The organism is Desulfolithobacter sp. (genome assembly GCF_054025815.1).
On the sequence record NZ_JBPMMS010000015.1, the window covers coordinates 1 to 23317 of the forward strand.

The following is a 23317-nucleotide window of genomic DNA, read 5'->3' on the forward strand; positions in this document are numbered from 1 at the left end:
CCGTCTTTCCATAGGTTGTCAGTGTGTTGCGTTTGCCCCTTATATTGCAAGCGGGGGGCCAGATTGCAGGCAGAGAGGATTTTTTAATGTGTCTCGCTGGTAACTATTTGAAACCGTAGTGTAATTTTTTTAGAGGCTGTGGATGAATGGCGTAGGGTCGGTATGGATGTGGCGCGGGGGTGTTGCGCATGGTGCGCAACACAACTGTAGCATGCAACACTGTTGCTGTGTCGCATGCTACAGTTGTGTTGCGTTAGTCGCTGATGTTGTAGCGCCGCATTCTTCGATAGAGGGTGGAACGGTCGATGCCAAGCAGGCGGGCAGCCTTGGACTTGTTGCCTCCTGCCTGCTTGAGCGCAGCCCTGATTTTTTCTTCAGGCCTCGCTGGAGTTGTGGCATCCCCCGGGGAGGCGGGGTGCTGCTTTTGCACTGAGAGTGTTGCGGGTGGTTCTTCCAGGGAGGCAAGAGGCAGTGAGGCCTCATTGTTACGGATTTCTGAGGGCAGGTGTTCCAGCGCCATGGTCTCACCGGTACAGAGGACGCAGCCACGCTCGATTACGTGTTTGAGCTCGCGTACATTTCCGGGCCAGGAATAATGCACCAGGGCCTCCATGGCCTGGTCTGAAATGCCACTGATATTGTGGCCCAGTTTTTCCTGGAAACTTTTGAGGAAGTGGTTGGCCAGCATGGGAATCCCCTCTTTTCTGGCTCGCAGGGGGGGCAGGTTGATCTCGATAACGCGAAGGCGATAATAGAGGTCCTCGCGGAACTCGCCCCTGGCGACTTTTTCCCGCAGGTCGGCATTGGTCGCGGCTATAACCCGCACATCAACCTGGATCGGCTGGTCCTGGCCCACGGGGTAGAACGTTCGTTCCTGGAGAAACCTCAGAAGTCTCAGTTGCATGCGGGGAGAGATATCGCCAATCTCATCCAGAAACAGAGTGCCGCCTTCGGCCTGGAGGATCCGGCCCTGGCGGTTTTTTTCCGCCCCGGTGAACGCGCCTCTGCGGTGGCCAAAGAGTTCGCTCTCAAGGATATCCTCGGGGATCGATGCGCAGTCGACTTTGATCAAGGGTTTGTCGCGGCGAAGACTTTCCGCATGCAGCGCTTCGGCAGCCAGCTCCTTGCCGGTACCAGACTCTCCGGTAATGAGCACTGTGGTATCCACACGCCCTACGTTTTCAATCAGGTTGTACACCTCCTGCATGGCCTGGCTGTGGCCAACGTAGCCATGAAATGAATCACGTTGCTTGCCGTGATCCGGTGGGGGAGTGTTGGTGATGTCGCGCGCAACAAGGACGATGCCTGTAAAGGAATGACCATTGGGCTGTATTGGTGCGGCGTTGAGGCTCAGGACTTTGTGTTCTCCATCATGGAGCTGGCATTCGATCCGGTGTTCACGAACCTCTTTCCTGGTTTCAAGAACCCTTTTTGCGTCCTCCAGACAGGCTTTTCCAAGTGGCCCTGTCACTCCGTACAAGCTGGTCGGCAGTTTGCCGTCGGGTGCTGCTGCAAGCATGCATTTCCTGGCCGTGTCATTGACCTGAACGATATTGAGTTCCGTATCAACGGTAACCATGCAATCCTGGACAGAGCGGAAAACCGCTTCCAGGTACTTGCGGTACTGTTCGTTTTCAGTAATGAGTCTTTCTTTTTCTTTCTGCAGCCATCGGTGGTTGAGGGCCTGGCGGGTAAAGTGGAGCAAGGTGTCCTTGTTGACCGGTTTGGGGATATAATCAAAGGCACCCAGGCGGACCGCCTTGGCCGCTGATTCCAGGTTGGGAAAACCGGTAACCATGACCACCGGGCAGTTGATGTTCATTTTCCTCAACCGGCTTAGCAGTTCGGTGCCGCTCTCTCCAACCAGGACAATATCGCTGATGACCAGGTCTGGTTTCTGTTTTTTCACTGCAGCCAGGGCTTCACGGATATTGGTGGCTGTGGAGATATTCTGGTATCCAGCCCGGGTCAGAAAGATTTCAAAGGTCATCCGGATGGATTCCTCATCGTCAACAATGAGGATGTGGGCCAGCTTCTTGTCGTTGTCAATCATGTTGTATCGTTATCCTCCTGTTGAAGCGCTCTATGGAGGCTGGCGGCCACCGGCAGGTCAACCGTTACAGTGGTATACTGGTGCAGGACAGAGTCAATTCGCAGGGTTCCTTCATGGTCTCTTATGATACCATGGCTGATGCTGAGGCCGAGACCGGTCCCGTCCCCTGCCGGCTTGGTGGTGAAGAAGGGAAGTATGATTCTGTCGAGAAGACCCTGAGGGATACCGGTGCCCAGGTCTTTGATGGTGACCCGGACAAAGATGCCAAGTTCATTTGTAACCGTAGCACATTTGATAGTGATTTTTTTGTCCGGTGAGGGGCTGGAGTAGCGCTGATTCAGCGCATAGCGGCTGTTGCTGAGAAGGTTGAAGAAAACCTGCTGCAGTTTCTGGCTGTTACCGATAATATCGGGCAGGTTGTCTTCGTATCTTGTTGAAATTGCAATAGAATCCTTTTTCAGTTGGTGCTGGATAAGGGCAAGGCAGTTGTCCAGGACGTCCTTGATATTCAGGGGCTCCCGTTCGCTGCCTCCTGTGCGGGCAAAGGAGAGCAGCTTGGAGGTGATGGAGGCGATGCGTTCGCCCTCCCGGACAATGCGGCCAAGAATCTCCTTTTCCTCGGGGTTTTCAGCCTCGTCGAGCAGGAGCTGGGCAAAGTTTATGATGCCGTTGATGGGATTGTTCACCTCATGGGCAACCCCGGCAGCCAGCTCGCCAATAGATGCCAGCTGAGCGGTTCGGTAATACTCCACCTTGCGGGCTTCTTCTCCGGACAGCTCCCTGGCGATAAGGAGAAAGGAGGAAACGTCACCGTTTTCGTCCAGGGATGGTGCAATAGAGAGCAGGTAATCGCCGAAGAGCCCCGGAAGCCGGGTCTCCATAATTCTGGACGTCTTGGCGGTCAGAAGGAATTCTTCCAGGGGGCAGCGGATATGGGGCAGGCGGCCTCCATGAATGATATAGCAGATTCCCTTGTTGATGATTTCCTCAAGTGGTCTGCGGGAGGCCTTTGCAGCAGCCTGGTTGGCAGCAGTGATGATCCCGTCTGGCCTGACAATGAACAGGGGATATTCAAGTGTCTCGCAGATTTGGTCCCAGCCTTTCTCCATGTATTACAGACCTCGGTAAGTTTTTGTGATGACCATCCAATTTCAGAAAATGGCTGATCAGGAAGATAACTCGCATATCGACAGAGCTGCCGGACAAGACTGATTCTCTCACTGCTGCTCTTTGGCATGTGCTTTTCTCTGGATTCAGCGGTGTTGTCCTTTTCTTCACTGATGCTGAGTTTCGGAGGTAATCAGAAAAGTATTTATTTTTTTATTTTTTGAACTCAGATCGTTGTCCGATTTTTTCAAATTACCACATTGTGTTGAAAGGCAAAAGCATGAATGTCAGACCGTTTGTGCCTGTCAGGGGGATCATTGAAGTTTTCTGGTCTCGCTGCGTTCAAAGAGCTGTCGTACACCGTGTTGCCTCTCTTTTTCCGTAATAACTCTTGCCGCTTCTTCCTCGCTGATGCCCAGGGTCCTGGCCACCGCGGAAATATTATAACAGGGTTCGCCATCGGCGGTGAATCCTTCCGGCTTCAGCTCAGGAAAACATTCTGCTGTGGCATGGCCTGCCGCCTGCTGCAGCAGCTGGCGTATCTCGGGTGGACCATGGAGCAGCAGCCATTCCACGGCTTCGGCCCAAGTCCTGGAGTCAACGGTCGGATGCTGAAGGATTTCCATTGCCGTCTGCAGAGTCCATTGTTCTTTGAAGTCTTCCATCGGTTCATTCCTTTGAGTGGTTTGTCATCGACATGTTTTTGCGTCTATAGCATACCTGGGACAGGATGGTAGATTTTTTTTTGGGGGTCAAATCACAACGGTCGGGCCACCGGCCAGGCCATTTCCTTCCTGCGCCCGCAGCAGGAGGAAGAGGGTGCGACTTGCCGGAAAACCCTGGCAGTGTAGGTTGTTTCCGTAGAAGATACTGGCGTGACGGAGTGGTATATGGTATAGAACTGCATACGTTTTAGTCGACATTATGGGTTGTTGGTTGATGATTGGGCGACGTGACGATGTCGCGGTTTCTGCTGTCCTGAAGGATGGATTACGGAGCATTCATGGTGCTGTTTTCGCGTTGGCTTCCGGTGCTGATGGGTCTTGTTATGCTGGCCTCCGTTTGCCGCGGCGAAACGTATACCGTCTACACCGAAGACCTGCCTCCGGTTCATTACCTCGAAAACAACCGGGTCACCGGCATTGCCACGGAAATAGTACGGGAAATATTCCGCCGGGCCGGCATGGATCCGAGAATAGAGATTTATCCCTGGAAACGGGCCTATCATATGGTCCTGAAAAATCCGGGCACCTTTATTTATACCATCAACCGTACCCCCCGGCGTGAAAAGCTCTTCAAGTGGATAGGTCCTATTCTTTCCAAGCGGACAATGCTCTACAAGTTCAGGGACCGCCGAGACATTGTCATTAACAGTGTGGATGATCTCAAGCAATACACCACCGCTGTGATCCTCGGCTATGCCCTGACCCAGAAGCTTCAGGCCCTTGGTTTCGAGGACGGCCATGAGTTGATCATCACCAAGAACAAGAAAGCACAGATGCGGGTATTTCTCAGTGGCCGCGCCGACCTCATAACCGGCAATGAGTACACCATCTTCAATGCCCTCAAGGCAGAGGGGATTTCTCCAGATGTGCTCGAGCCGGTCCTGCTGATGAGCGAAAAAGGTTACTACCTTGCGGCAAACATTGATACTGACGATGTCGTTGTTCAGCGGCTCCGGGAGGCCAATGATAAGCTGCAGCAGGATGATTTCGATTTCATTCGAAAGACTATCGACGCTTTTATGCAAAGGTGACAGTCCTGTTCCCAGTTGACCCATAGTGCCCTGCATATCCTGTTCCTGCTGGAATCCTGCCTCATGTTTTTTTAAATTTTTGATTACCATCGGAACTCAGTACTGGTGCGGAAAAGGATAACCTTGCCTTGCTCTTGCAACTATTTGTCAGGGATACCTGTGAGAGGTGTTTTTTTCTGTCTCTGTAAGATTTGCGATATAATCTGTGTCGGTTTGGCCTTTTTCTGAATTTTGACGGTAATCACAAAAAAAATCTTCAAGACAACCCTTGCTATCACGATTCTCCATTTACGGAATCTTCAAACCTGACCGGATTGCCCGGCAGCTTATCATTTACATTATCCTGTGCAGCTCGGTTATCACCGTGCTCGGGACAGGACTGCAGCTTTTCCTGGACTATCGCCAGGATATTTCAGGCATCAATCGATATTTTGACCAGATAGAGCAGGGGTATCTCCGCGGTATTGCGCAGAGCGTCTGGGTCATGGACGATACTCAGGTTCTGCTGCAGCTCGATGCCATCAGCCAGGGACCTGACATTGTCTATGCCGTGATCATCATGGATGGAAAACCTCGTTGGGTTCATGGCCAACCTGGTGGAAGGCGCACCGTGGTCCGGACGTATCCTCTCAGGTATGTCCAGCATGGTCGGCAAGAGATTATCGGCAGTCTCAAGGTCGCCGCCAGCCTCGATAATGTCTACAGCCGTCTGGTTCGCCGGGTTATTGTCATCCTGGCCACCAATGGCCTGAAAACCTTTCTGGTCGCCGCCTTTGTCATCATCCTCTTTCAGCGTCTGGTTACCCGCCATCTCTCTCATATGGTGGAGCATCTTCAAAATCTTCAGATACACCGCCCTGTCCCCCCTCTGCGTCTGGACCGGAAAACCAGCAAGCATCCCGATGAGCTGGATCAGATGGTTTCCATGATGAATTCCATGCAGGAACGCAGCTACAGGACATACACCTCGCTTCGTCAGAGCGAGGAGCGGCTAAGACTCTTTTTTGATGCCACCGAGGAGGGGATTGTCGGTATCAACCAACAGGGCATCTGTGTGTTTGTGAATAAAGCCTTTGTTGAAATTTCCGGCGTCAGGAACCAGGAGGATGTCCTGGGAAAGGATATACGTTCTATCCTGCGCTGTGGTTATGCTGGAGAGTCGGACAAAGATCCCCTTGAGGAACTGGTGTTCCGGGCCATTGCCGAGAAACACTCCTGTGCCGACAATGACTGTCAGCTTCAACGGCAGGATGGCTCCTCGATTTTTATTTCACTTCGATCCTATCCTGTTTTTTCCGGATCCTCCTGTACCGGAGCGGTGGTCTTTCTGGCTGATATCAGCGAACAGGTGAAGCTGCAGCAGGAGGCCAGGCTCTTGAGCGCCGCGGTCCGGTATGCCCCTCTTTTTGTCGTGGTTGCGGACCGGAAAGGGCTGGTCGAATATGTCAATCCATGGTTTGAACGGGTGGTGGGATACGAGAGCGAGGCTGTGGTGGGGCGGCGGCTCTATTTTCTTGGCAATGACGCGGAGAACCGGGATCTGTATCGGCAGATGCGGCGGCAAGTACTGGGTGGACGTTTCTGGCATGGTTTTTTTCAAATTCGAACCAGGCAGGGCCAGGTGCTCCAGGTCGAGGCCGTGGTGGCACCGATCCGCAGTGATAATGGCTCCATCAACCGGATTGTTTACCTGGCCAGGAATGTGACCCGGGAGATGGAACTGAAGGATCAGCTCAACCATGCCCAGAAGATGGAGGCCATCGGTCGACTTTCGGCGTCGGTGGCCCATGAGTTCGGCAATCCCCTGCTCGGGATCCGATTTGCCATAAAGGATATCCTCCAGGCCACCAATCTTGATTCCAACCAGCGCCAGCTCATGGAACTGGCACTGGCCGAGTGCGATCGGCTTAAAACTCTGATTCGCGATCTTAAGCAGTTCAACCGGCCGTCCAGCGGGCTGAGAAAATCAGTTGCCATTCATGAGGTCCTTGATAAGGTACTGCTGTTTCACGGCAAGTATATAAAGACCAGCGGCGTCAAGGTGGAGAAACATTACGCCCCGGACCTGCCCGAGGTTTTCGTTGTCGAAGATCAGATGATCCAGGTTTTTGTCAACCTGGTTATGAACGCCATGGATGCCATGACCGATGTGGGTGGCACCTTGAGAGTGGCTACGGCCTGGCATGGCCAGGACATGATCGAAGTCTCGATTTCTGATACCGGGATTGGTATTGACCCCCGTTATGACCGCGAGATCTTTGAGCCCTTTTTCAGTACCAAGTCTGAAGTCGAAGGCATTGGTCTGGGCCTGGCCGTGTCGTACAGTATTGTCAAGGAACATGGCGGTGATATCAGTTTTACGTCTCGGCCGGGGCAGGGGACAATCTTTACCGTAACCCTGCCGCTGTCGGACCGGACCAGAACCAACCACGATTCATGAACAAACTAAACATACAGGGACCGCGTCGCTTTCAACCGCATCCACGGGATACAGATTACATGAAACTGGCCCTTGATGAGGCCGGTGTCGCCCTGGCCGAGGGTGAATTCCCGGTGGGCTGCGTACTGGTGACAGACGACAATGTCCTGGCCCGTGGACATCGTCGCAACAGCCGGGGCGAGAGACGCAATGAGATCGACCATGCCGAGGTGGTCACCCTGCGGCGGTTGCTTGAGAAAAAACCGGACATCGACCTTGGCCGGGTCACTCTTTACAGTACCATGGAGCCTTGTCTCATGTGTTATGCCACCATGCTGCTCTCCGGTATCCGGCGTTTTGTCTGGGGGTATGAGGATGTGATGGGCGGCGGGACCTGTCTGGAGCTCAACCATTTGCCGCCACTCTATGCCGCAATGAAGGTGGAGCTTGTTCCCGGAATACTGCGGGCCGAGAGCATGGCCCTTTTTCAGCAATTTTTCAAGGAGCACGATTACTGGCAGGGCAGCTTCCTGGCCAGTTATACCCTTTCGCAATTCAGCGAGGAACGATGATGATCATTGAACCCAGAGCCAGGACGGTGCAGTTCAAGCCAGGGGAGCGCAACGTTTTTCTGCACCTGCTCACCGCCTGCAACCTTTCCTGCTGTCACTGCTATATCAATTTATCCCAGCATGGAACCGCCATGTTGGGTCGGGACCAGGCCGTTACCTGGCTTAAACTCTTTGCCCGTCCGGCACAGGAGACCAATCTTGTTTTGCTTGGCGGCGAGCCTACCATGCATCCGGAGCTGGCCTCGATTATCCGGGCGGCCAAGATGATGCGTTTTGCAGTGACCGTGGACTCCAACGGTTTCCTGTTCCACGACCTGCTCGAGCGGGTGGCACCCGACGAGCTGGATTTTCTCAGTTTCAGTCTCGATGGACCGGATCCGTCGATCAACGACCCGATCCGTGGTGAGGGTGTCTTTGCCACCTGCACGGAAAATCTGCAGAAAGCCGGTCTAAAAGGGTTTCGTACCAGTGTGATCTATACGGTTTCCGCTCTCAATATCGAACACCTGCACCGGATGCCTGAACTGCTGGCTTCCCTCGGGGTTCAGCGGTTTTTTATTCAGGTGATCGGTCTGCGGGGTAAGCCTGCCACCGGCGCTCCTGACCCGACCACTGGCTGGCAGGTGGATCCCCGGCAATGGTTGACCGTGGTGCCGGAAGTTGCCGCCCATGCCGCACGATTGGGGATACATGTCACCTTTCCCAAGGTTTACCTCGACCCGGAGGAAGGTTTCGAGTGTGCTGGCCTGGTGGCGGAAAATTTTTTCATCTTCCCCAACGGCCGGGTCTATCGCTGTCCATTGTGCGAAGATTATCCGGTCCATTCCATGTGTATTGAAGACGACCGGCTGATCCGCCGCCATGGCCTCAATGAAGACCGTTTTTTTACTCTCAATATTCCAGAAGGGTGCGTGATGAATAAACTCCTGCAACCCGATAACATAGACTACCTTCCGGACGGACGACCCAGGCATCGTATCTCCTGTTGTCTGCTCAAGCAGGAAATGGAACCCTGTGTCTGACCCTGATTGTTGCCAAAATCGCCATTCAACCCATACCGACTGTCCATCCATGAATACACCAAGCGAAGCCATTGATCTGGAAGAGTTGTACCGCCGGGCAGTGGACCTGCACCAGGCAGGAGACTGTGCCTCCGCTGCCGACCTCTACGAACAACTGCTTGGAATGATACCGCAGGCCGCGCCTGTGTACTACAACCTGGGTCTGGCGCGCTATGAACTTGAGCTGTACCGGGAGGCGGCCGAAGCCTTTCACCGGGCGGTGGAGCTGAATCGGGAGGATGTGGACTCCTGGTATAACCTGGGCCTGGCTTTGAAACAGTGCCATGAGTTTTCCCGGGCCGAAGAGGCCTATCTCAAGGCGCTGGCTCTGCATCCGAAGGATGCAGAGGTCTTGTACAACCTGGCCTGCTGTTACAAGGACAGCGATCAGATGTCACTGGCCATGGATGTTTATGAACACCTGATAGAGCTGAAGCCGGATCATGTCTCCGGCCTCAATAACCTGGCCTATCTGAAGCATCTTCACGGCCATTTCGAGGAGGCCCGGAAGCTGTATGGTCTGCTCCTTAAGTTGCAGCCAGATCATCCCTCAGCCCGGCACATGTTCGGGGCACTCAGTGGCGATAATCCCGGATCCGCGCCCAGGGAGTATGTCCGGGATCTTTTTGACCAGTATTCGGATAATTTCGAACAGCATCTGGTGCTGGATCTGGGCTATGACCTGCCGCTGAAAATGAGGGCGGTGTTTGACCGCTTTGATGGGCGCCGGAGCCACTATGAGCTTGGTCTGGACCTTGGCTGCGGCACCGGCCTTGCCGGTATGGCGTTCCAGGGAGTCTGTTCCCGTCTGGACGGGATTGATCTTTCGGAGAAAATGATAGTGATGGCCCGCAAAAAAAGGATATATCAGCATCTTCATGTGGGGGATATCGTCGAGTACCTCCGGTCCGTGGATGTCTGCTACGATCTTTTTCTGGCCGCCGATGTTCTCATCTACATGGGTGCTCTGGATGAGTTTTTTCAGGTTCTGGCGGGCCGGGCCCGGCCCGGTGGTCTGTTCCTTTTTTCCACCGAGTACCTGGAGAAAGGGGAGTGGAAACTACAGCCAAGTGGCCGTTATGCCTATCATCCCGAGTATATCAGAAAAGTCGGCGAACAGACCGGGTGGACAGTGGCCTGCCGGGAAGATGTCCCCACCCGCAAGGAGCGGCACCAGTGGATCCGTGGCAATGTGTTTGGCCTGATCAGGAGGGGGTAACAGTACGGTTTACCAGAGTTTTTTTATTTTTTGTTTTTGCCAAAAACTTTTCCTGCCATGATTCCGGCTTCATAGAGGCCGAAAAGCGGAAAGGCGAGCAGGACCGTGGCAGTCGGCTCGCCAGCGGTGAGAAGGAAGGACAGGATGACGATGGCGAGGTAGAAATATTTGCGTTTGGCCTTGAAATGTTCCCTTGGCACCAGCCCGGTTCGGGCGGCCATGACCATCAGAAAAGGAATCTCGAAGGCGATGCCAAAGGCCATGACCATCCGGGCGACAAAGGTGAGGTAAAGTCCCAGTTTGGGCATGGGCTGGAGGTTGTCTCCGGCATAACTCATGAAAAAAATCAGGGTGCGCGGCAGCACGACAAAATAGGCGAACAGTCCGCCTATGACAAAGAGCATGGTGGCCCAGATGATGACCTGGCGGGCGATACGTCTTTCATGGTCCAGCAATCCAGGGGCCACAAACATCCACAGTTGATAGAGGATCACCGGCGAGCTGAACAGCAGGCCGACCATGAAGGACAGCTTGAGATAGGATATAAAGGCTTCGGTCAGTTTGGTGTAGACCAGCCGCTGGAGGTCGGGGTAGGCATGAAAGAGAGGCTGCATGCAGAAACCGGCCAGTTCGTCTATGAAGAGATAGCTGATCACCGTGGTGACGCCGATGGCCAGAAAGCAACGGATGAGTCGCTGGCGCAACTCCCTGTGGTGGGGGGCGAAATGTTCGAGCGCTGCGATCATGCAGGTTGGTCAGGGGTGGTTTTGTCTGCTTTGTTGCGTTGCCGGGGCATGTCAGCGGCGATTTCAGGCTCCCTGGCCGCGGGTTCACTGTCGGGACCCTGCTGATCTCCCGCGTCGACGTCCGCCTTGTCCTTCACTGGCGCGTCACCGGGCGGGGTCAGGGCATCGGCTTCCCAGGGCCGTTGTTCCACCGGCTGAAGGTCGATTACTTCCACATCTTCCGCCTTCGGGGTTTCCGGTTCAGGACGTTTCCAGGTTTGGGTCTCGTTGTCAAGCAACTGCTCCTGCAGCTCGGCGGTGGTTTTTTTCAATTCGCCGTGGACTTCCCCCAGCACCTCGCTTTCCTCGGTCAGGCTCGCCTTAACTTCATTCATGGTCTTTTTCAGCTCAAAGACCCCCTTGGCAAGGGACCGGGCCAGGTCCGGCAGCTTGTCAGGCCCCACCACGATGAGGGCCACTGCCAGGATCACGATCATTTCAGGAAGTCCGATGCCAAACATATCTATCCGGATTCAGAAGTCAGAGGTCAGGGCCATCGCCTGGAACAGCTTCCGTCTTCTCTGTGGAAGCGTACGTTTTGTTTGAGCCGGACCCCGGTTTCAGGAGCCGGTCATGACGGTCAAGGTAACAGGGCCGGGCGAGAGCCACGGTGCTGCAAGGGAAAATCGGTCCGGAAGCAGACTCTGAGAAGAGTCCAATCCATACCTGGCACACTGTACGGGATTTACCTACCGGTGTCAAGGAGCTGAGGAGCGCCTTTTTACCGGTTTTCTGCGGAGCCCGTCCAGGGCGTGTCCCAGGGCTATCAGTGGGTTGGTGAGCATCATCCGTGGCCCCACATAGCGCATGACTTCCTGGATTTTCTGTCGCATTCCCGGCTTGTAGCAATGTATCGGACACTTGCCGCAGGTTGTCTTTCCTTCCTGGAAAGGACAGTGCTTAAGACGCAGAAAGGCGTAGTCAAGCAGTTTCCGGCACTGGTCGCACAACCCCTCCTGACCACTCCCGTGTTTATCACGGCAAAAGTGGCGGATCATCACTTCCACGGTTCGGGCCTCGCGCTGCATTCGTCTTGAACGGAATTGTCTTGTCACTGTCAGCCTCGTATTTCATGGGTCGTTTCCGGTATCAGTATAACCAGCTACGAGTATATCAGAAGATTTTATCTGTTCATGGTAGCAAGTTTTTCCGGTTCACGCCTTGATCTACGTCAACCCCCTGCAAGTTCTCACCCTCACCATCTAGAAAAAATATTTTTCATGTGCCCCAAAGTCCATTTTTATTGCATTTTGCCCCGCAGACAGTCGGTCTGTTGTTAGATAAAACCGAGGTTACCTTTCGGTAACGCAATATGTTTTTGTGTGTTACCAAGTGGTAACCATGTGGTTTGGTGTTTGTTGTAATGGCATGAATATAAAGAAAAAAACAAAGTGGAACAGGGTTTGCTTTTACAAGAACAACCCACTGTAACCCGAGGTTCAAGCAGTCCAGTTTCAGGGAGGTTCACGTGCACCCAGAGTACAAGTCGAAATACAATACACATGTGATCAGAATTGTCCTGGTCCTGGCCGTTGTCGCTGTGGTGGGGGTGACGGTCAGGTCCATGGTGATTCCCGAATCTTTTGGCAGGTACGGCCATTATCGCGCAGGTGCTGTCAAGGACGAGATCAACCGGCCCATTCGCAACGGTACCAACGCCGCCTGTCTTGCCTGTCATCCCTATATCCGGGAAATGCATCTTGAGGGCATACATCGCACGGTTTCCTGCGAGTTCTGCCACGGGCCGGTGGCCGACCATGTGAAGGACGGCAAGGTCATTGCCAGGCTGCCCAAGAAGCAGGGCGAAGAGATTAAAACCCTTTGTCTGCGCTGTCATAACAAGATTATCCGGGCCCGGCCCAAAGAGGCCATCAAGATGATCTCCATGCCCGAGCATCTGGAGCAGAAGCATGTGCGCACGGATCATACATGTAATCAGTGTCATAATGTCCACGCGCCAATGATGTGGGTTCGTGAGGCCAGGGCCATTGTCGGTGTCGAGGAGGAAAGCAAATGATGGATGCAATTCAGTCTGAGATAAGCCGGGACCGGCGGGCCTTTATCAAGAAGGTGCTTGGCGGAACCATCGCCGGGTCGTTGCTCCTGGTGATTCCTGCCGGGGCGATGGACATCCCCGAGCAGATCCCTGGGATGCGGGAGCAGGAGGGACCCTTTATCAAGGGAAAGAAGTTTGTCTTTATCGTCGACATCACCCGCTGTATCGGCTGTGGTTCCTGCTGCGTGGCCGACAAGAACGAGTACCAGGTGCCGGACGGAAACTACCGCACCTGGGTTGAGCGTTACGTGATCGACGACCATGACAATGTTTATGTCGACTCGCCCAACGGCGGGCTGGACGGTTATCAGGACCCGCGCACCGATATTCCCTATCCGGTACGGGATACCTTTTTCGTCCCCAAGCTCTGCAACATGTGTGAAAAGCCGTCCTGTGTCCAGGTCTGTCCGGTGGGGGCAACCTATCAGACCAGGGACGGTTTTGTCCTGATCGACCAGAAACGGTGCGTGGCCTGTTCCTATTGCGTTCAGGCCTGTCCCTACTCGGTGCGTTTCATCAATCCGAAAACCAGGACCGCAGACAAGTGTACCTGGTGCTACCACCGGGTCCGCCGGGGGCTCCTTCCGGCCTGCGTCAACGTCTGTCCGGTTCAGGCGCGCAAGTTCGGTGACGTGAACGACAGAAATTCGGAAGTATACAAAATTTTGCATCAGCCACACGTGGTGTCTGTACTGAAACCGGGCATGGGCAATAAGCCCTCGCTCCACTACGTGGGCCTGAGAAGGGAGGTTGTCTAATGCACGGACTTGCTGAAACGGCCACCGGTGCCATCGGATACGCGTTTCCCAATGATCTCCATGTGCACTGGAGCCTGATGATCGTCCTCTATCCCTATATTACCGGGATCGTCGCAGGAGCCTTTATTGTCTCCTCGCTTTATCATGTCTTCCATGTCAAGGCGTTGAAGCCCATTGCCCGTTTTTCCCTGGTTTTCGCTCTGGCCTTCCTGGCCTGTGCGACCCTCCCGCTTCTGAACCATCTTGGTCATCCCGAGCGGGCCCTCAACATGATGCTCACTCCGAGCCCCACCTCCGCCATGGCCGGTTTCGGGTACATCTATTCCGCCTATGCCATTGTCCTGATCCTGGAGATTCTCTTCATTTACCGGCCGACGCTGGTCGTGCTCAAGGACCAGTCTTCCGGTTTCATGCGTACGGTTTACAACGTGCTCAGCATTGGCAGTGACAACCTGTCATCCCGCGCTCTGCATCTCGACCACAGGATCATATCCTTTCTCGCCGGACTGGGTATACCTATGGCCTGTGTGCTCCACGGTTATGTCGGTTTTATCTTCGGCGGGGTCAAGGCCAATCCCATGTGGGCCACACCGCTCATGCCGGTTATCTTTCTCCTTTCTGCATGTGTCTCCGGTATCGCCGGTATCATCGTAGCCTACATGTTCATCATGAAGGTCAAGGGGAGGCCGGTGGACCTGGAATGTATTCGCACCTGCATCAAGTATCTGTGGGGATTTTTTATCCTCGACTTCACCTTCGAGATGCTGGAGCTATTCTCTCATGCCTATATGGCCACCCATCACTGGCATGCCCTGCACGAGCTTTACTGGGGGCCGCTGTATACGAGCTTCTGGGTCCTGCAGGTGGGCATATTCTCTGTGATCCCATTTTTTATCCTGACTTTCATGAACCTGTTCAGGATCGGCGACGGGCTGCTCAGGTTCCTGGCCCCGGTGGTCTCCCTGATGATTCTGTTTCAAGTTCTGCTCATGCGGTGGAACGTGGTCATCGGCGGTCAGCTCATGTCCAAGAGCGAGCGCGGCTCGGTGGTTTTCCAGCCCCAGTGGCTTGAGAAAGAGGGTATTTTGCCGGCCATTATCATCATGGTTCTGCCCTTGGTGATTCTCTATATCCTGAGCAAGATTTTCCCCTTCTGGCAGGAAGATGATCCGTATGTCTCCGGGTCCGCCGCCTCGGGGGAATAATGGTCCGCAATCAAGAGAAACAAGACACATAACTGCAAGGAGGTTGTTGAACGTAGAGACAAAGGAGGTGAAGCTGCAGAGAAAAACACTTTGCAGGTGGACTTGGTGGTCCATCAGAGGATTGCCCAACGAAGTTCCATATCAGGAGGAAACTGTATGAAACATTTGAAAAAGACATTTTGCATGGTTGTCCTGGGACTCTTTGCCGCCGGTGCCGCATATGCGACCACCGAGCAGTCCAAGGACACCCAGAACAAGGAAGCAAAGGCAATAAACGTCAAGTGCGTCAACTGCCATCTCAAGGAAAATAACTCCCTGGTCAAACAGTGGCAGCATTCGCCCCATGCGGCTGCCAAGGACGGCCAGATCGGCTGCTACAACTGCCATGCCGCCGACAAAGGTGATGCATTTGGTTATGAGCATGAGGGCGCCTTCATCAAGACTATTCTCTCGCCGCGCGACTGCGGATACTGCCATGAGCGCGAGGTAAAGGAGATGGTTAACTCCCATCATGCCACCGCCGGCCAGATCATGGCTTCCCTGGACAACGTCCTGGGTGAAGTTATCTGTTCCATGGAAGACAAGGCCGACGCGGCCAATGGCTGCTGGCAGTGCCATGGCTCCGTGGTCAAGGCCCTCAAAGACAAGGACGGCAAGCCGCTCAAGAATGAGGCCAGGGCCGTTATGCTTGATCCCATGACCTGGCCCAATACCGGTATTGGCCGGCTCAACCCGGACGGAACCAAGGGTTCCTGCATGGCCTGTCATTCCAAACACTCCTTCCGATCTTCAGTAGCCCGTCAGCCGGAGAACTGCGGCAAGTGCCATCTCGGTCCTGATCATCCGCAGAAAGAGGTCTACGAGGAGTCCAAGCACGGTATTGCCTACTACTCCGCCGTCCGTGAGAGTGGTATGAACGGCATGAACATTCTCAAGAACGGTACCTGGGTTCTGGGCAAGGATTACTACACCGCCCCGACCTGTTCCACCTGTCACATGGGTTCCTATGTGAAGCTGGATGGCGGCATTGCCCAGAACACCCATAACGTTGGTGACCGGATTTCCTGGACCCTGCGTCCGAAAGTATCGGTCAAGCTGAATCGGGCCATCTTCACCGACGGCACCGTGGCTGACATTCCGGGCGAGATTCCGCCGCAGCCCGGTCAGAAGGCAACCTACAAGACCTTTGTCATCGAGAACGGCAAGTGGAAAAAGATCACCGCCGAGAAGCAGGTCGAGAAGGTTATCTCCTGGGAAGACCGGCGTAACAACATGAAGGGTGTCTGCAAGTCCTGCCACGGTATGCAGCAGGTAGATAATTTCTACAAGCAGTTTGACGCCCTGGTTGTGACCTACAACGAAAAATTCGCCAAGCCTGCCAAGAAACTGTACGGCATGGCCAAGAAGGACGGCCTGATTAAAGGCTCCACCTTCCATACCGACCTGGGCTGGTACTGGTGGGAGCTGTGGCACCATCAGGGACGGCGCGCCCGTCACGGTGCAGCCATGCAGGGACCGGACTACACGCACTGGCACGGAATGTACGATGTCGCCGAGGTGTTCTACTTCAAGTTCCTGCCGGAGCTGATGAAGCTTGCCACCGAGCATGGCATGACCGCCAAGTACGAGAAGGCCATTGGCGAGATTCTGAACCGGCCCGAGCACAAGTGGCGTCAGGAAGGCTTTGGGGCCGACGTTATGAAGGCTATCCAGGCCGAGCAGGCAGACCGGTATAAGCAGTAAACAGCCGATAGACTCTGAGACCTGACATCCCGTTCCCCGGGCTGCACCCTCCGCAGTCCGGGGACTTCCTTAGCAAGGAAAGAAAAAAAGAAAAACCTGATCATGAAATTTTTTAAAACCATCAGTCTGGTATCCCTGTTGCTGGCCTTGTTTTTTCAGATGCCATCCACTGCAGGCGCTGTTGGCTCGCAGGTCGAGACGGTTGCCGAACTCGGCCTTGGCATCGGTGACTATATTCTTGGCAGAAAGCTGACCGCGTCCCAGATGAACAGGGCCATGAATACTGCTATGGACGACGCCTATCCGGGCACTGTCAAGTTCATGGATGGCGGAACCGGGGTTGTGGCGGCAAAAAGAGACGGCACGGTGCTGGCCCTGTTCCACCGTAATGAAAGTGCAGGTTCCGGCGAGGTCAAGGCCATGATTGTCGATCTTCTGGACCGGTTTGGCGAACCCACGACCATGGCCCATGACAAGATGATCTACTGGGCCTGGAACAAGGATGGCAAGATCAGCGAAGACCAGTTCAACATTGCCAAGAAAGACGGCAGAATAAAAGTGCTGGCCACAGTCAAGTTCTCCAGTTCGATTACCATTTCAAATGCCGGTGCCGACGACCAGGAGCCAGCGGTCATCTATTACATTATTTCCTCTGATCCTCTTCTGCAGGAGTTCATGCAGAGTACTCAGCAGTAGCATTGCCTGCCAGATTTTTCCTTTGTCGGTGATTTCAGCCCTGAATTCGGGGTTTTTTTTCTCACCGTTTGACTTTTCTGTTATTCCTGGCTATATTTCTCCGGTTTTTCAGGCTGCCAGTATGGCCTTCGGGCATACCGGTCGGCCTTTTATTTTGTATCCCGGCAACCCTGGAAAATTGTCTTTTCGCTTGATCTCTGTGGCAGGTGAAAAATTTTATCCACGCAATTATGTCTGCGGTAAGATTTTTTCCCTTCCCTGAGCTCTGATCCTGGACGAAAATCCTAATTTTTCAAGACAGCCTCAAGTTTAATCTCAGGAGTTTATCATGGCCAGTGTGGTAGTGGTCGGCACCCAGTGGGGAGACGAAGGCAAGGGCAAGATAGTTGATCTGCTGACAAAATACGCGGATTGTATTGTTCGCTTTCAGGGCGGTAATAATGCCGGTCATACCCTGGTGGTAGACGGGAAGGAATTTATCTTTCACATCATCCCCTCCGGCATCCTCTATGAAGACAAGATCTGCATGATCGGAAACGGGGTGATTATCGATCCCGGGGTGCTGCTCGAAGAGATCGCTGGTCTCGATGCCCAGGGACGGCCGGTTACCCCTCAGCGGCTGATGATCAGTGAAAACGCTCACCTGATCATGCCCTATCACAAAAGCCTGGATCAGGCCCGGGAGGCCTCGCTTTCCAAGGAGCGGAAGATCGGGACCACAGGCCGGGGGATCGGTCCCTGTTACATGGACAAAGTGGGACGTTTTGGCATCAAGGCCGGAGACCTGCTTGACCCGGAACTGTTTCTCGACAAACTTCGAGCCAATGTGGAGGAAAAAAACTTCCTCCTGACAAAAAAATATGATGCTGAACCGGTATCCCTTGATGGTATCCGCGCTCAATTCGAGGATTTTGCCCGACGGCTTGAGCCCTTTATCGCCAACGTGTCCACGACTCTGGACACGGCCCGGCGGGAAGGAAAGAACATCCTTTTCGAGGGCGCCCAGGGGACCCAGCTCGATATTGATCACGGGACCTATCCCTTTGTCACCTCGTCCAACACCATTTCCGGCAACGCCTGTATCGGCGCTGGTTATGGTCCAGCCCACATCGACGAGGTCATAGGTATTCTCAAAGCCTACACCACCCGGGTGGGAGAGGGACCGTTTCCCACAGAGCTTCCTCAAGGCGACCCGGTGGGTGACGCACTGCAGGCCAAGGGGCGTGAGTTCGGAGCCACCACCGGCCGTCGGCGTCGATGTGGCTGGCTCGATGCCGTGGTTGCCAACGACGCGGTTCGCCTCAATGGCCTGACCGGTCTGGCCATCACCAAGCTCGATGTCCCCTCGGGTCAGTCGATCCTGAAGATTGCCAATAAATACCTGGTGGAGGGGAAGGAGTATCACTGCATGCCCGGAAACATCCGCAAGTCCGCTCTGGCCCGGCCGGTCTACGAGGAAATGCCCGGCTGGACCGAGGATATTACCCGGGTCCGTTCCCTTGAAGAGCTGCCAGGAAACGCCAGGGACTATATTAAACGGATCGAGGATATTACCGGAGTTGCGCCGGTCATTGTTTCCGTCGGTCCGGACCGGGACGAGACCCTGCTGCTGCGCAATCCATTTGAAAAATAACAGCCCGGGTCCCCTCGAGTTTCATTTTGGCAGGATGGGATTCTTGCCAAAAAAATAAAAATGATTATTTGCTAAAATACCCTGTACTGTCATGTAATGTATCGTCTGGATTCGTTACCTGATAATCTTTTGGAGGTTTTCCAGCCATGGCTCGTATTACTGTTGAAGACTGTCTCGCCACTGTCGGTGACGACAATCGTTTTGCCCTGATTCACCTTGCTGTTGAACGTATCCGTCAGCACCGCGAGGGTGAACCGTACCTGGTGGAGGGAAAGAACAGAGAGGTGGTCATGACCCTGCGGGAAATCGCGGCGGGCAAGGTAACTTTTGATAATATTCTCGAGTTGCCAAAGCAGCGTGGATCGGCTTCGGATGCCGAGACCGTGGAATCCGATGGAACTGAAGCAGTCTGAATCAGATCCTTGCTCCAGGCACCAGGAATACCGGACACAACCACTCCGGTCTTTCTTTCCGCAACCATCCCGGTAATGTCCGAGGAGGGATCGTGTCCGCTTTACTTCAAAATAATCGGCTGCTGCCGATAACATTACGATCATGAGCAGAGATTACTACGAGATTCTCGGGGTTTCCCGTGATGCCAGCATGGAAGTGATTAAAAAATCCTACCGCAAGCTGGCCATGAAATATCATCCAGACCGCAATCCCGATGATCCGGAAGCAGAAGCCCGTTTCAAGGAGGCCGCCGAGGCCTACGAAGTTCTCAGTGATGAGCAGAAACGGCGCGTGTATGACACCTACGGCCACGAGGGACTGAAAAACTCCGGTTATTCAGGACCCAGTGACGACATATTTTCGTCGTTCAACGATCTCTTCGGTGACCTCTTTGGCTTTAATACCCGCCGCCGGAATCCCGATGGCCCCATCCAGGGTGATGATCTCCGCTATGATATGGAGATCACCTTCATGGAAGCGGTGCACGGAACCAGCAAGGAAGTGGAGATTACCAAGCGGGAAACCTGCTGGACCTGTGAAGGAACCGGGGCCAGGCCGGGCTATCGCCCTCAGGTTTGTCCCACCTGCCGTGGGCGGGGGCAGGTTCTCCGTTCCCAGGGATTTTTCCAGGTCAGTTCCACCTGTCCCCAGTGCCATGGACGGGGGCAGGTTATCCTGGAGCCGTGTGCCGACTGCAACGGACAGGGTCTTGTCAACCGGACCAAAAAGGTCAAGATCAATATCCCGGCCGGCGTCGACACCGGAGCCCAGATGCGGTTGCGTGGTGAAGGCGAGGGCGGCCGTCGGGGGGGACCCTCCGGTGACCTCTACGTGGTCCTCCATGTTCAGCGTCATGAATTTTTTGAACGGGAAGATCAGACTATCTATCTCCGTTATCCGCTTCCCATGGTTCAGGCGACCCTGGGCTGCAAGGTGGAGGTCCCGACGATCCACGGTTCCTCTACTCTGGAAATTCCCGCCGGCACTCAGCCCGGACAGCGTTTCACCCTGCGCGGTGAAGGGGTGCCCAGTCTCCGCGGCCGTGGTCGGGGTGACATGGTGGTCGAGGTCCAGGTCCAGATTCCCAGGAAGCTGACCAGGGAACAAAAGGAATTACTGCACCAGTTCGATTCGGCCTGTGATCAGGAATCAGAAGAGGGCGGTTTTTTCTCCCGCCTGTTTCACGGTCACCTGAAGAAACATAAAAAGAAACAGCAGGCCGAGGAAGCGTAGATGGGTGCAGAGTCGAAGTTCACTCACTTTGATGCCAGTGGCAATGCCAGGATGGTGGACGTGAGCGCCAAGGGTGAGACCGTCCGCAGGGCCACGGCCGAAGGGCGGATTACCATGTCTGAAAAGGCCTTTGCCATGGTCCGGGAAGGAACCATGAAAAAAGGCGACGTCCTCGGGGTTGCCCGGATCGCCGGGATCATGGCGGCCAAGAAGGTGGACCAGCTCATTCCCCTCTGCCACCCGCTGGCCATCACCAGCGCGGATATAGGATTTCGCTTTTCAGACGATGGCCGGACCATCCATATCGAGGCCACTGTCGGCATAACCGGCCGAACCGGAGTGGAGATGGAAGCCCTGACCGCCGTATCGGTGGCCGCACTCACCATCTATGATATGTGCAAAGCGGTGGACAAGAGCATGGAACTCTCTGAGATCAGGTTGGTTCACAAGAGCGGAGGCAAAAGCGGAGATTTTTGCAGGCAAGTGCCTAGGGAAAAACAGGATGTAAACGATGACGGTCGGTCAGCCGGCCTCTGAATTCCGGGAACGATTACCTGTCGGGGACTATTTATGGATAAGAAAGATCTGTTGCAGTTTAAGGAGCAGCTGCTGGACATGAAGCAGGCCATTATTTCGGATGTGGAGCAGACCCTCACCGAGATATCCACCCAGAGCGGCAATATTCCTGATCCCAACGACCGGGCGACTGTCGAATCGGATCGAAGTTTCGAGTTGCGTATCCGGGGCCGTGAAAGGAAACTCATGGACAAGATCGACGAAGCCCTGCACCGTATAGAAGAGGGCACCTATGGCATCTGTGACGGCTGCGGTGGAAAAATCGGCATAAAACGTCTTGAAGCACGGCCGGTTGCCGAGTTATGTATAGACTGCAAAACCAAACAGGAACAGCTTGAAAAAGCCCAGGGCAGATAAGCGCAGGCTTCGGGCTCGCATACCTGACGAATTTTGACGCAGTATCATCAAGCGTAGTCGCTTTTCAACAGCCTGATAGCCCGGACAGCTGCGGGCATGCCGTGTCACAAAAGCAGATACGTTTCTGTGTCCACCTGAGAACAGGATTAGAAAAAAGATATCATGCCAGAGCTCCGCAAGGATCCGATCCTGGGCCGTTGGATCATCATTGCCAAGGAACGGTCCAAACGCCCCACTGATTTTATCGTTGAAGATTACCCGACCAAGGGTGGTTTCTGTCCCCTCTGTCCCGGAAATGAAAAAACCACTCCTGATGAGGTTCTGGTTTACGGTCGGGAGCCTGGTATGCCGCCCAATTCTTCCAGCTGGCAGTTACGAGCGGTGCCCAACAAGTATCCGGCCCTGGTTATCGAGGGTGAGCTGGACAAGCAGGCCGAAGGTCTTTATGACCGGATGAACGGTATCGGGGCCCACGAGGTCATCATCGAGACTCCGGAGCATGAAGAGCAGTTCACCTATCTGCCCCATGAACAGATGATTCTCACCTTCCGGGCATATCGGGACAGGATCCGGGACCTGGCCCGCGATGACCGGTTCCGCTATGTCATGGTGTTCAAGAATTACGGCCGCGCTGCCGGAGCGTCGCTGGAGCACTCCCACTCCCAGCTTATCGCCCTGCCGGTCCTGCCACGCATGGTTTCCTCCGAGCTTGACGGCAGTCTTTCCTATTACAGGTACAAAGACCGCTGCATTTTCTGTGATATCATCCGTCAGGAGATCCAGCAGGACATCAGGCTGGTCTGCGGTAATGAACTGTTTGTGACCGTGACCCCCTTTGCGCCGCGAACCCCGTTTGAGATGTGGATCCTGCCGCGGCGGCACAGCTCATCGTACATCGATCAGGATGACAGGACCATGGGCGCCCTGACTGATATCTTTTCCGAGAGCTTAAGGCGCCTTGATGCCTGTATTCCCAACGTGCCCTACAACTTTGTGCTCCATACCCAGCCACTTCGTTCACAGCCGCTGGAGCATTATCACTGGCATTTTGAAATTGTTCCCAAGCTGACCAGCATAGCTGGTTTTGAGTGGGGATCGGGTTTCTATATCAATCCCATGCCTCCGGAAGATGCCTGCCGGTATCTGCGCGAGGCCCTGTAGGAGGAGTACCAGTGGAGACCAGGAAGAAACGTATATTGCTCGTGGATGACGAAGAGGGTATCCAGCTCCTGTACCGGGAGGAGTTCGAGGATGAAGGGTTCGATGTCGATACGGCCTATAACGGCGAGGAAGCCCTCGAAAAATTCAAGGCCAATCCGCCGGATCTGGTCATCCTGGACATCAATATGCCGGGAATGAACGGAATCGAAGTGCTGCGCCAGATGAAGGAAATCAATCCGGATCTGCCGGTGATTCTCTCCTCTGCCTACCAGGAGTACAAACAGGATTTCGGCACCTGGGCTTCGGAGGAGTATATCGTCAAGTCAGCCAACCTCGATGAGCTCAAGTCAGCGGTCCACAAGTATCTCGATTCATAAGCGGCCTCCTGGTCTGCCGGCTGTTTTGTCCGTATGGAAAAGCAGGTTTAGGGGCCTCTCTGTGGCATAAAGAGATACTGCTCCGGCTTGTCTGCCC

At 54.3% G+C, this 23317-nt stretch carries 23 protein-coding genes; 17 read left to right on the plus strand and 6 right to left on the minus strand.

From position 1 onward, the window contains the following. Positions 1-253: 253 nt before the first annotated feature. The 3 genes from ACXJJY_RS04170 to ACXJJY_RS04180 all read right to left on the minus strand — a co-directional run bounded on the left by ACXJJY_RS04170 (position 254) and on the right by ACXJJY_RS04180 (position 3825). Entirely contained in the window at positions 254-2053 is a 1800-nt protein-coding gene (locus ACXJJY_RS04170) for a sigma 54-interacting transcriptional regulator (protein WP_456385450.1), read from the minus strand. Beyond that, complete coding sequence (locus ACXJJY_RS04175) at positions 2050-3162, minus strand: sensor histidine kinase (protein WP_456385451.1); 1113 nt, start codon at positions 3160-3162, stop codon at positions 2050-2052. The genes ACXJJY_RS04170 and ACXJJY_RS04175 overlap by 4 nt, the downstream gene beginning before the upstream one ends. A gap of 312 nt (positions 3163-3474) precedes the next feature. Beyond that, the gene (locus ACXJJY_RS04180) at positions 3475-3825 is read right to left on the minus strand and encodes a hypothetical protein (RefSeq protein WP_456385452.1); all 351 of its coding nucleotides are present in this window, start codon (positions 3823-3825) and stop codon (positions 3475-3477) included. A gap of 338 nt (positions 3826-4163) precedes the next feature. Between ACXJJY_RS04180 and ACXJJY_RS04185 the strand changes: the two genes are divergently transcribed. From ACXJJY_RS04185 to ACXJJY_RS04205, 5 genes are all read left to right on the plus strand, one after another. Beyond that, entirely contained in the window at positions 4164-4916 is a 753-nt protein-coding gene (locus tag ACXJJY_RS04185) for a substrate-binding periplasmic protein (protein WP_456385453.1), read from the plus strand. A 268-nt stretch (positions 4917-5184) separates the two neighbouring features. Further along, positions 5185-7356, plus strand: coding sequence for a PAS domain S-box protein (locus ACXJJY_RS04190; protein WP_456385454.1), 2172 nt, complete (start codon positions 5185-5187; stop codon positions 7354-7356). Positions 7357-7415: 59 nt separating this feature from the next. Beyond that, positions 7416-7907, plus strand: a complete 492-nt coding sequence (locus tag ACXJJY_RS04195; RefSeq protein WP_456385455.1) for a nucleoside deaminase — start codon at positions 7416-7418, stop codon at positions 7905-7907. Next, on the plus strand, positions 7904-8929 hold the full coding sequence (locus ACXJJY_RS04200; protein ID WP_456385456.1) for a radical SAM protein: 1026 nt from the start codon (positions 7904-7906) through the stop codon (positions 8927-8929). The genes ACXJJY_RS04195 and ACXJJY_RS04200 overlap by 4 nt, the downstream gene beginning before the upstream one ends. Positions 8930-8978: 49 nt before the next feature. Beyond that, positions 8979-10187 (plus strand): tetratricopeptide repeat protein, encoded by a 1209-nt coding sequence (locus ACXJJY_RS04205; RefSeq protein ID WP_456385457.1) that lies wholly within the window; start codon positions 8979-8981, stop codon positions 10185-10187. Positions 10188-10210: 23 nt separating this feature from the next. Here the strand turns inward: ACXJJY_RS04205 and tatC are convergent, their stop codons facing one another. From tatC to ACXJJY_RS04220, 3 genes are all read right to left on the minus strand, one after another. Beyond that, positions 10211-10933 carry a twin-arginine translocase subunit TatC gene (gene tatC, locus ACXJJY_RS04210; protein WP_456385458.1) on the minus strand — a complete coding sequence of 241 codons (723 nt, stop codon included), beginning with the start codon at positions 10931-10933 and terminating at the stop codon, positions 10211-10213. Continuing rightward, positions 10930-11433, minus strand: a complete 504-nt coding sequence (gene tatB, locus ACXJJY_RS04215) for a Sec-independent protein translocase protein TatB (RefSeq protein WP_456385459.1) — start codon at positions 11431-11433, stop codon at positions 10930-10932. Before tatB ends, tatC begins: the two co-directional genes overlap by 4 nt. Positions 11434-11670: 237 nt before the next feature. After that, positions 11671-12027: a nitrous oxide-stimulated promoter family protein gene (locus tag ACXJJY_RS04220; RefSeq protein ID WP_456385460.1), complete on the minus strand. Its 357-nt coding sequence runs from the start codon at positions 12025-12027 to the stop codon at positions 11671-11673. 413 nt (positions 12028-12440) lie between these two features. Between ACXJJY_RS04220 and ACXJJY_RS04225 the strand changes: the two genes are divergently transcribed. The 12 genes from ACXJJY_RS04225 (at position 12441) to ACXJJY_RS04280 (ending at position 23220) form a co-directional block, all read left to right on the plus strand. Then, entirely contained in the window at positions 12441-12989 is a 549-nt protein-coding gene (locus ACXJJY_RS04225) for a hypothetical protein (RefSeq protein WP_456385461.1), read from the plus strand. Then, complete coding sequence (locus ACXJJY_RS04230) at positions 12986-13786, plus strand: 4Fe-4S dicluster domain-containing protein (protein ID WP_456385462.1); 801 nt, start codon at positions 12986-12988, stop codon at positions 13784-13786. The genes ACXJJY_RS04225 and ACXJJY_RS04230 overlap by 4 nt, the downstream gene beginning before the upstream one ends. Beyond that, entirely contained in the window at positions 13786-14991 is a 1206-nt protein-coding gene (gene nrfD / locus ACXJJY_RS04235; RefSeq protein ID WP_456385463.1) for an NrfD/PsrC family molybdoenzyme membrane anchor subunit, read from the plus strand. Before ACXJJY_RS04230 ends, nrfD begins: the two co-directional genes overlap by 1 nt. A gap of 156 nt (positions 14992-15147) precedes the next feature. After that, positions 15148-16734, plus strand: coding sequence for a multiheme c-type cytochrome (locus ACXJJY_RS04240; protein WP_456385464.1), 1587 nt, complete (start codon positions 15148-15150; stop codon positions 16732-16734). Between the two features lie 102 nt (positions 16735-16836). After that, positions 16837-17430 carry a hypothetical protein gene (locus ACXJJY_RS04245; protein WP_456385465.1) on the plus strand — a complete coding sequence of 198 codons (594 nt, stop codon included), beginning with the start codon at positions 16837-16839 and terminating at the stop codon, positions 17428-17430. Positions 17431-17758: 328 nt separating this feature from the next. Beyond that, positions 17759-19063, plus strand: coding sequence for an adenylosuccinate synthase (locus ACXJJY_RS04250; protein ID WP_456385466.1), 1305 nt, complete (start codon positions 17759-17761; stop codon positions 19061-19063). A 146-nt stretch (positions 19064-19209) separates the two neighbouring features. Then, entirely contained in the window at positions 19210-19476 is a 267-nt protein-coding gene (gene rpoZ / locus ACXJJY_RS04255; RefSeq protein ID WP_456385467.1) for a DNA-directed RNA polymerase subunit omega, read from the plus strand. Between the two features lie 142 nt (positions 19477-19618). Then, positions 19619-20749, plus strand: coding sequence for a molecular chaperone DnaJ (dnaJ, locus tag ACXJJY_RS04260; RefSeq protein WP_456385468.1), 1131 nt, complete (start codon positions 19619-19621; stop codon positions 20747-20749). Then, positions 20750-21286 carry a cyclic pyranopterin monophosphate synthase MoaC gene (gene moaC, locus ACXJJY_RS04265; RefSeq protein WP_456385469.1) on the plus strand — a complete coding sequence of 179 codons (537 nt, stop codon included), beginning with the start codon at positions 20750-20752 and terminating at the stop codon, positions 21284-21286. Between the two features lie 33 nt (positions 21287-21319). Further along, entirely contained in the window at positions 21320-21682 is a 363-nt protein-coding gene (dksA, locus tag ACXJJY_RS04270; RefSeq protein WP_456385470.1) for an RNA polymerase-binding protein DksA, read from the plus strand. Between the two features lie 162 nt (positions 21683-21844). Next, positions 21845-22843, plus strand: coding sequence for a galactose-1-phosphate uridylyltransferase (galT, locus tag ACXJJY_RS04275; protein ID WP_456385471.1), 999 nt, complete (start codon positions 21845-21847; stop codon positions 22841-22843). 11 nt (positions 22844-22854) lie between these two features. Then, positions 22855-23220: a response regulator gene (locus ACXJJY_RS04280; protein ID WP_456385472.1), complete on the plus strand. Its 366-nt coding sequence runs from the start codon at positions 22855-22857 to the stop codon at positions 23218-23220. Positions 23221-23317: the final 97 nt, after the last annotated feature.